The 8,544-nt window shown below is 63.4% G+C and carries 8 protein-coding genes; 7 read left to right on the plus strand and 1 reads right to left on the minus strand.

Features of this window, described 5'->3' with window-relative positions; genetic code table 11:
- Positions 1-71: 71 nt before the first annotated feature.
- The 4 genes from AC1D1F_RS02330 to AC1D1F_RS02345 all read left to right on the plus strand — a co-directional run bounded on the left by AC1D1F_RS02330 (position 72) and on the right by AC1D1F_RS02345 (position 5,297).
- On the plus strand, positions 72-2,192 hold the full coding sequence (locus tag AC1D1F_RS02330; protein WP_477677830.1) for a TonB-dependent receptor domain-containing protein: 2,121 nt from the start codon (positions 72-74) through the stop codon (positions 2,190-2,192).
- Between the two features lie 157 nt (positions 2,193-2,349).
- Positions 2,350-2,691 carry a helix-turn-helix domain-containing protein gene (locus AC1D1F_RS02335; RefSeq protein ID WP_477677829.1) on the plus strand — a complete coding sequence of 114 codons (342 nt, stop codon included), beginning with the start codon at positions 2,350-2,352 and terminating at the stop codon, positions 2,689-2,691.
- A complete protein-coding gene (locus AC1D1F_RS02340; protein WP_477677828.1) occupies positions 2,691-4,037 on the plus strand; it encodes a type II toxin-antitoxin system HipA family toxin in 1,347 nt (448 codons plus the stop codon). Before AC1D1F_RS02335 ends, AC1D1F_RS02340 begins: the two co-directional genes overlap by 1 nt.
- 447 nt (positions 4,038-4,484) lie before the next feature.
- Complete coding sequence (locus tag AC1D1F_RS02345; protein WP_477677827.1) at positions 4,485-5,297, plus strand: hypothetical protein; 813 nt, start codon at positions 4,485-4,487, stop codon at positions 5,295-5,297.
- A gap of 4 nt (positions 5,298-5,301) precedes the next feature.
- Here AC1D1F_RS02345 and AC1D1F_RS02350 read toward each other — a convergent pair whose 3' ends face one another.
- A complete protein-coding gene (locus AC1D1F_RS02350) occupies positions 5,302-6,078 on the minus strand; it encodes a glutathione peroxidase (protein WP_477677826.1) in 777 nt (258 codons plus the stop codon).
- A 242-nt stretch (positions 6,079-6,320) separates the two neighbouring features.
- Between AC1D1F_RS02350 and AC1D1F_RS02355 the strand changes: the two genes are divergently transcribed.
- From AC1D1F_RS02355 to AC1D1F_RS02365, 3 genes are all read left to right on the plus strand, one after another.
- Complete coding sequence (locus AC1D1F_RS02355; protein WP_477700645.1) at positions 6,321-7,076, plus strand: DNA-formamidopyrimidine glycosylase family protein; 756 nt, start codon at positions 6,321-6,323, stop codon at positions 7,074-7,076.
- Between the two features lie 63 nt (positions 7,077-7,139).
- Entirely contained in the window at positions 7,140-7,592 is a 453-nt protein-coding gene (locus AC1D1F_RS02360; protein WP_477679280.1) for a DUF2721 domain-containing protein, read from the plus strand.
- 203 nt (positions 7,593-7,795) lie between these two features.
- Positions 7,796-8,341 (plus strand): hypothetical protein, encoded by a 546-nt coding sequence (locus AC1D1F_RS02365; protein WP_477679281.1) that lies wholly within the window; start codon positions 7,796-7,798, stop codon positions 8,339-8,341.
- Positions 8,342-8,544 lie beyond the last annotated feature (203 nt).

The raw sequence follows: 8,544 nt of genomic DNA on the forward strand, positions 1-8,544 counted from the left end.
AGTGGCAAGGGCCGCGGCGGCAGGCTACGATGGCCCGGCCCTTGTCCATAGTCCATCGAGTGCCCGCTTTCATGCCTTACCGCCTTCGCCTCTCCGCGCTGGCCTTGTCGCCCTTGCTGGGTGCGACGACGCTGGCCCAGTCGCTCGCGCCTGTCACGGTCAGCGCCACCCGCACCGAGCTGCCGCCCTTTGAGGTGCCGGCTTCGGTCGACGTCATCGACGGCGAGCGGCTTCGCGCCGACGGCCGCGCGCAGCTCAACCTCTCGGAAAGCCTGGCGCTGACGCCCGGGGTGCTGGCGCGTGATCGGCAAAACCAGGCGCAGGACCTGCAGTTGTCGGTGCGCGGCTTCGGGGCACGCTCTACCTTTGGGGTGCGCGGCGTTCGTATTTATGTCGACGGCATCCCGGCCACCATGCCCGACGGCCAGGGCCAGCTCTCGCACATAGACCTGAGCTCGGCCAGCCGGGTGGAGGTCTTGCGCGGGCCGTTTTCAGCGCTGTACGGCAATTCGTCGGGCGGGGTGGTGCAGGTGTTCACCGAGCAGGGCCAGGGCCCGCTCACCCTCACGCCCAGCCTTGCCTGGGGCAGCGATGGTTTTTACCGCAGCGGCCTCAAAGCCATGGGCAGCGCGGGCGCACTGGGCTACACCTTGAATGCCAGCCAATTCAGCAGCGATGGCTTCCGGGCACACAGCGCGGCGCGGCGTGACCTGGCGAATGCGCGCCTCGACTGGCAACTCGCCAACGGCGGGCAGCTCATGCTGGTGGCCAACCATGTGGACCTTCGCGCCGACGACCCGCTGGGCCTCAGCCGCGCGCAGTTTGATGCCGCGCCTCAAAGCGCCGACCCCTCGGCCACCCAGTTCAACACCCGTAAGACGGTGCGCCAGAGCCAGGCGGGCCTGGTCTATGAGCTGCCGCTTGGCGGCGGCAACCGGCTGCGCGCCATGGTTTACCAGGGCCAGCGCGCCACGGTGCAATACCAGGCCATCCCGGTGGCGGCGCAGGCCAGCCCGCTGCATCCGGGCGGCGTGATCGATTTGAACCGTTCTTATGCCGGCGCGGACCTGCGCCTGACGGCACAGGCACAGCTGGCCGGTTTGCCGCTGGAGCTGGTGGCCGGCCTGGCTTACGACAGCCTTCGCGAGCAGCGCCTGGGCATGCAGAACTTCAGCGGCGCCAGCCTGGGCGTGCAGGGCGCGCTGCGCCGTGATGAAACCAATCGCGTCAGCAGCCTGGATCCTTATGCGCAGGCCACCCTCAAACTTTCTCCGCGCTGGACCTTGCATGCGGGCCTGCGCCGCAGCACGGTGCGCTTTGATTCGGCTGATCATTACGTGGCAGGGCCCAACGGCGATGACAGCGGCAGCGTGCGCTACAGCGCCACCTTGCCGGTAGCGGGCCTGCTGTATGCGCCCGCCGACAACCTGCGCTTGTACGCCACCGCGGGCAAGGGCTTTGAAACCCCGACCTTGAACGAGACCGCCTACCGGGCTGATGGCTCCACCGGGCCCAACCTGGGCTTGAAGCCCTCGCGCAGCAACAACCTGGAGCTGGGCGCGAAAGGGCATACGCAGGCCGGCGCGGCCAACCGGCTGGAGTGGAGCGCGGCTGTGTTCCAGACCGCCACGCGGGATGAAATCGTCAGCCAGACCAATGTGGGTGGGCGCAGCACCTTCCAGAATGCGGGTGCCACGCGGCGCCACGGAGTGGAACTGGCCTCCAGCCTTGCCTTGTCCGGCGACTGGCTGGTGCAGCTTTCCTATACCTGGCTGGAGGCGCGTTACCGCGATGCATTTTTGACCTGCGCGGCCACGCCTTGCGCCACACCCAATGTGGCGGTGCCGGCGGGCAACCGGATTCCCGGCATCGCGCGCTCGGCCCTGGCGCTCGAAGCCGGCTGGCGGCCGGTGCGGGGATGGCGCGGCGGCGTTGAGGCCCGCTACCTGGGCAGCGTTCCCGTCAACGACCTTAATTCAGACGCGGCCGCCTCGTTCACCGTCGCGGCGGCGCATGTCGGCTATGCCGTGGAGGCGGGCGGCTGGAAGATGCTGGGCACGTTGCGGCTGGACAATCTTTTCAACAAAAAGTACGCGGGTTCCGTCATCGTCAACGAAGGCAACGGCCGTTACTTTGAACCGGCCGCGGGGCGGACTTGGCTGCTCTCGTGGATGGGCAGCTACGCGTTTTAGTTTTAGGACTCGCGTCCTCATTTTCATTGATTCGCAATCAAACTATATAAAACTATCTTTTATTGAGTAAAAGATAGTTTTGTATGGATTATTTCCCATCGCAAGCCAATAAATAGATAAAATACTATTGTTTTATGAAAAAACGATATTTTTATTTATGAAAACATTGTCTGAAATCGCGACACGCCTCGAAGAGGAACGGCAAGGCCTGAAGCTGGACTACCAGGCCCTGGCCGAAAAGACGGGGCTCACGCCCTTGTCCGTTCGCAACGTGCTTCAAGGGCGCACCGCACCGCGCATCACCACGCTGATGGCGATTGCCGACCAGCTAGGGCTGGAAGTGCTGCTGCTGCCCAAAGTGGTGGCCGCCGGCCTGCAGGCGCACGGTGTCCAGGAGCCCGCGCCGCCCGCGCTCTCGCGGGTGGATCGCATTGTGGCCGAGACCTCGCAGCTCGCTGCGGCTGCGGCAGGCACAAGGAAAACCAAAGGCCCTTGGTAATGAATGTCCTGGCGCTTGATATCTATCTGGGATCCTTGCGCGCCGGGCTGCTGTTCCAATACGGCACGGGCAGCACGGCGCTCACGCGCTTCATTCCCGACGAGGCCTTCTGGTCCAACCCGGCATCGCCGGTGTTTTCCTGGTCGGCCACGGACGACGACGCACATCGCCGCGAGATTTTCTGGCGCAGCTACGTCAACACGCCGTTCTTCAATGCCGAAGGCGGCCGCCTGCCGGCTTTCTTTCAAAACCTGTTGCCCGAGGGGCCGCTGCGCCGCCACCTGGAGCAACTGCGCGGATGCGGGCCCAACGACCATTTCGACATGCTGGCCGCCTGCGGAACCGACCTGCCGGGCAACGTTTACGCTTACCCGGCGCATCTCGATGCCAAGGCGCTGGCCGGCGTGGTCACCCAGCACCATGACGCGCTTGAGATGTCCGTCACCGCCGACCCTCTGCCCGATGCGACTTCGCTGTCGGGCGTGCAGCCCAAGCTGGCGCTGGTGCAGCAGCAGGGTCGCTATGTGGCGCGCACCCGCGACGCCCAGGGCACGCACATCATCGCCAAACTGCCCACGGCGGAATTCGCCCTGCTGCCCGAGGTGGAAGAACTCTCGCTGCGCCTGGCGCAGGCCGCGGGTGTGGATATCTGCGAGGCCTGGCTGGCGCCCATGGACGAAATCGTGGCGGAACAACCCTTTGTGCTCGGCGAGAGCCGCCATTTCCTGGCCGTCAAACGGTTTGACCGCGGGCCGCAGGGGCATATCCACTGCGAGGACTTCGCACAGATCCTGCGCATCCAGCCCGAAGAAAAATACACCCATCCCGCCGCCAGCTATGCCGCCATGGCCAGGACGCTACGCGAAGGCATGAGCCTGCCTTCAGAGGTGGGGGAGGGCGCGGCGGAGGAGTTGATACGCCGCGTGATGGTCAATGAGATGCTGGGCAACTACGACGCCCACGTCAAGAATTTCGGCGTGCTCTACCGCGATGGCCGCACGCCCGGCTTGTCCCCGGCCTATGACGTGGTGGCCTACGCGGCTTACCTGGGCGGGCGCGGCCATGCCTTGCGATTTGTACCCGGCGGGGAAAAGCAGGCCAGGCTCACGGCCCAGACCTTGCGCAGCTTCTGCAATGCCACCGGCATGTTCGAAACGCGCGTGCGCGGCGTCCTCAATGAAGCGGTAGGCAAGGCCTGCGAGACCTGGCCGCGGATGATCGAGGCCAGCAGCCTGCTGGAGCGGCAAAAGCAGAACTTGCTCAAGCATTTCGAGGCCTGCGACGCGGTGAAGAGCTGGCGGGCCCGGCGCGCGGCGGGCGCCCGGCGCAGGGCGCAAGCGCTTTAGAGGATGCTCCCTTGGCCGGCAGCCTGCGGCTTGTTGAAAACCGCTCGCAGGATAACTATTGGCTAGCCACAATGCTCGGAAGAAGAGCTGGTAACCCAATACCGACATACCTGGCGTGCTACCGATTTCATAGTTTCCTTCCGGCCGGGAGCGGGGGCCGGGCTGCCGGCTTGCCAAACTGATGGCAACGTCTACTGCCTAATATTCGGGTCAACCCCGGGTAAACGCCTGCCTTTCCAGCAGGGTCGTCCGTATCATGGCCCGATGTATGCATGTCATACTTTGTTACTAAATCCGGTGACCGCAGCCAAACTGCCCAATTGTCAAATGCCACCGCTTCTGGAGCCAAACATGCACTATTTGTCCCGTATTTCCCTTTCGCTGGCATTGGCAGCCGCATGCTTGGCACCGGCCGCCAGGGCACAAAGCTGCGACGGAGGGGCCTACATGAACCCCCAGCTTTTCCGTGGTGAAGCAGCCTATCAAAGCGCCGTGGCCGAACAGGAAATGCATGCCTTCATCGGTCGCGCCGGCCTGCCGCAGACGCCCTTGTATGCCATCAAGAAAGTGGACGACATTACCGCATCGGGGCGGACGCCTTATTGCTGGGTCTACACCAACCAGGTCATCGGCCTGATGAGCGGCTACAAGCTTGTGGTGTTCAACAATGAAGTGGTCCAGCCAGCGGTGCTGGCGATTACCGCTGCCGGCAAGGCCGCCACCGACGCGGGCGCCGTGGCGCTGAAAACCCTGCCGCCGGCAGAGCAGAAAGCCGTGCTGGACCAGCTCCAACGCTCCAAGTGCTTTGGTACGGCTGCCGGTGTGGAGGCCGCCATCGCGAAAGCCGAGGGCCTGTGCGGCAATGTGGAGGATGTCGCGCCGCAAGCCACCGTCGGCCAGCAGGGCCTGATTGCAAAAGCCGTCTTTGCGTGGGAGGAGCAGTCCTGGGCAGGCGTCGTCACCCGCGAGCCCGCGGCATTGGGCGTCAGCCTCAAGGGCCTCGCCGGGCGCTCCGAAAAAGTGCACCAGGCACGCCTCGTGGTGGTTCCGACCAAGGCCACCAGCGTCGGCTTTGGCCTGTATCTGCACGCCAGTGTGCCGGATGCCACCGTCAAGAAGGCTGTTGCCGCCTTCCAGGGCCTGACAGCACCCTCCAAGCCGCTCGCCGTCGCGCTGGACCTGGGCCCGCAATTCTCCTTTGTGGTACCGACAGCGGACCAGCTGGAGAAGATGCGCGCGGCGATCGGGCTGGGCAAGTAGAGCCCTAGCTGAGAAACTGGCGCGGCGATGCAGGTTCCGCCCTGGACTTCAACTCCTTCAGCCAAGCCTGCAGGTCTTCCGATCCGCCGATTTTTTTTCCGCCCGCAAACACCTGCGGCGCCGTGGCGGCGCCCGCCACCGCCTGCAGCGTGTTGGTGCTGATGCCGTGGCTCAGCGTGATTTCCTCGTAAGAAAGGCCGGCTTCATCCAGCATGGCGCGGGCCTTGGCGCAAAACGGGCAGCCCGGCTTGCTGAACAGGGTGATGGGTTCGGGCGCCACGGCATCCGGTGCGAGGTAGCTGAGCATGGTGTCGGCGTCCGAGACCTCGAAGGGGTCGCCGTCTTTCTCGGGCTCGATGAACATCTTTTCGATCAGGCCGTCGCGCACCAGCATGGAGTAGCGCCAGGAGCGCTTGCCGAAGCCAAGATCGCTTTTGTCGACCAGCATGCCCATGCCTTTTGAGAAATCGCCGTTGCCGTCAGGAACCAGGGTGATATTGCCGGCCTCCTGGGCCTTGCCCCATTCGTTCATCACAAAGGCATCGTTGACCGAAAAACAGATCACGTCGTCAATGCCGTGGGCCTTGAAGGTCCTTGCCAGTGCGTTGAAGCGCGGCAGGTGGGTGGATGAGCAGGTGGGCGTGTAGGCGCCGGGCAGGGAGAAGGCCACGACGTTCTTGCCGGCGAACAGGTCGGCGCTGGTGACGTCGACCCATTGCTCATTCTGGCGGGTCTTGAAGGTAACGTCGGGGACGCGTTGTCCCTCATTGTTGGAGAGCATGGGAAGTCCTTTGGTTGGGGCGCGCTACTGCGCATCGCAGCCGCGCCGATGAGATGAATTTATTGTGCGGACCATCGCGCGCTGCGAGTTGTCGGACAGCGACGACATTGCTGTAGGGCAATCCCACGAGCGGCCGCGCGCGCACCGTCAGTTGCCACCGGCCTCGGCCCACATGCACCGGCATGGCGCGAACTCCAGAATCTCCTCACGCCTGCCTGCCGCCGGGCGCTGGAGGAGTTTTCATGCCCGAAGGGCCGTCAATCCAAATTCTCAGGGAACAGGCCGCGGGCTTTGCCGGCAAGATCGTACGGCGCGCCGGTGGCAACAGCCGCATCGACATCGCGCGGCTGGTGGGCCGGCGCCTTTTAGCGGTGCGCAGTTGGGGCAAGCATTTTTTGCTCGAGTTCGAAGGCTTTTCCGTCCGCATCCATCTGTTGATGTTCGGCAGCTATCGCATCAATGAAGGCAAGGAGGGCGCGGCGCCCCGGTTGAGCCTGGGGTTTGCCCGAGGCCAGGAACTGAACTTCTACAACTGCTCGGTCCGCTACGTCGAAGAGCCCCTGGACACTGTTTACGACTGGAGCGCCGATGTGTTGTCGGATGCCTGGGATCCCGCGGCCGCCCGCAAGAAACTGCGGGCCATGCCCGACGCCCTGGTGTGCGACGCGCTACTGGACCAGACGGTATTCTCCGGTGTCGGCAACATCATCAAGAACGAGGTGCTGTTTCGTATCCGGGTCCACCCCTTGTCAATTGTCGGGGCTTTGCCTGCGCCCAAACTGCGCGAGCTGGTGGCGCAGGCCCGGCAGTACAGCTTTGATTTTCTCGCCTGGAAAAAAGCCTTTGTGCTCAGGCAGCACTGGTTGGCCCACACCAAAACCATCTGCCCGCGCTGCGAAATCCCTTTTGTGAGAGCCCATCTCGGTAAAACCCAGCGGCGCAGCTTTTTCTGCGAGAACTGCCAGCGACGCTACGAAGCGCCGTTCGAGCTCAAGTAGCACCGTGCCCCGGCGAGCGGCATGACAAAATGCAGGCCTTTCAACCCGCAGCTGGAGCTTTGCATGAACTTTGCACCCGACCTTGCCACGGTCACCCACGGCATCCAGCTGGCGGTGGCGCCGGTGTTTTTGCTCACCGCCGTCTCGGGCATGATCGCCGCCGTCGCCGGCCGGCTGGCCCGCATCATCGACCGCGCGCGCTTCCTGGAAAACCGGCTCGAAGCCGGTGGCGTGGAAGAGCCTCGCGCGCACCGCATGTACGCCGAGCTGCGCGAGCTTCGCCACCGCGGCTGGCTGGTCAACATCTGCATCGCCTTGCTGACCTTCTGCGCCATCCTGATCGGCAGCACCATCATCCTGCTGTTCCTCGGGGAAACCAGTGAGCTTCCAACGCTACGGATCGCGACGGTGTGTTTTCTGTCGGGGGTGGTGTGTTTTCTGCTGGCCCTGGTGTGTTTTCTGGCGGAGACCTTGCTGGCAACACGCTTGCTCAAATTCGCGGAGCCTTCGGCTTGAGGCGCACGGCACTTGAATGTGAGCAAATGTAGGACGCTGTCGCAGCTTGTTTCCCTACAGTGCTTTTTATCTCACCGGAGCCAGAATGGGCAAAACACCGTCAACGGCATCGGACGGCCTCCGTTGAACAGTTCAGGCATGTGCCTCGCATGGTTTGCATGCCCGCCGTATCGGCCTTCATCCATAACTACCGGAGAACCACAATGAAAAACACCACGATGACCACTGGACCGCGCCTGCCCGGCCGCAGCCTTGCACTGCTGATGGCGGCCGCCATGGTTTGCTCCACGAGTTTTGCCGAGAAACCCGAATGGGCAGGCGGCGGCAAAAACAAAGGCAACAAGCACGAGCAGGCGGAACAGTCCGACCACGGTGATGACGGGCAGGGCGGCAAAAAGGCGAAGAAGAACAAGCATGCCGCTGATGTCAAAGTCGGCGGCTATTTTGTGCCGCAGCAGCGCGTCGTGGTCCAGAACTACTACGGCAAACAATTCAAGGCCGGCCATTGCCCTCCGGGCCTGGCCAAGAAAAACAACGGCTGCCTGCCCCCGGGCCAGGCGAAGAAATACGCCATCGGCCAGCCGCTCCCTCGCGACGTCGTGTTCTATCCCGTGCCTTCGGCTGTGGTGGTGCAGTTGGGTGCGCCGCCAGCAGGGCATAAATATGTGCGGGTTGCCACTGACATTCTGCTGATTGCTGTGGGGACGAGTATGGTGGTGGATGCTATTCAAGACCTTGGTTCGATTTAAATCAGTGCTTGTTCCCCGGCGGTGTGCTCTTCTGAGTTCTGCTGGCCGGGGTAGCCCGGCGGCTACTCACTTTTCTTTTGCTTCGCCAAAAGAAAAGTAAGCAAAAGAAAAGGCGACCCTGGTTGCTGCGTCCCTTCGCTGCGCTACGGGCAACCTGCGGTGCTCGGTCCAGACGGGGTCTCGCTAAACTCGCCTTCGGCTCA

It is taken from the genome of Polaromonas sp. P1_H6 (assembly GCF_056405195.1).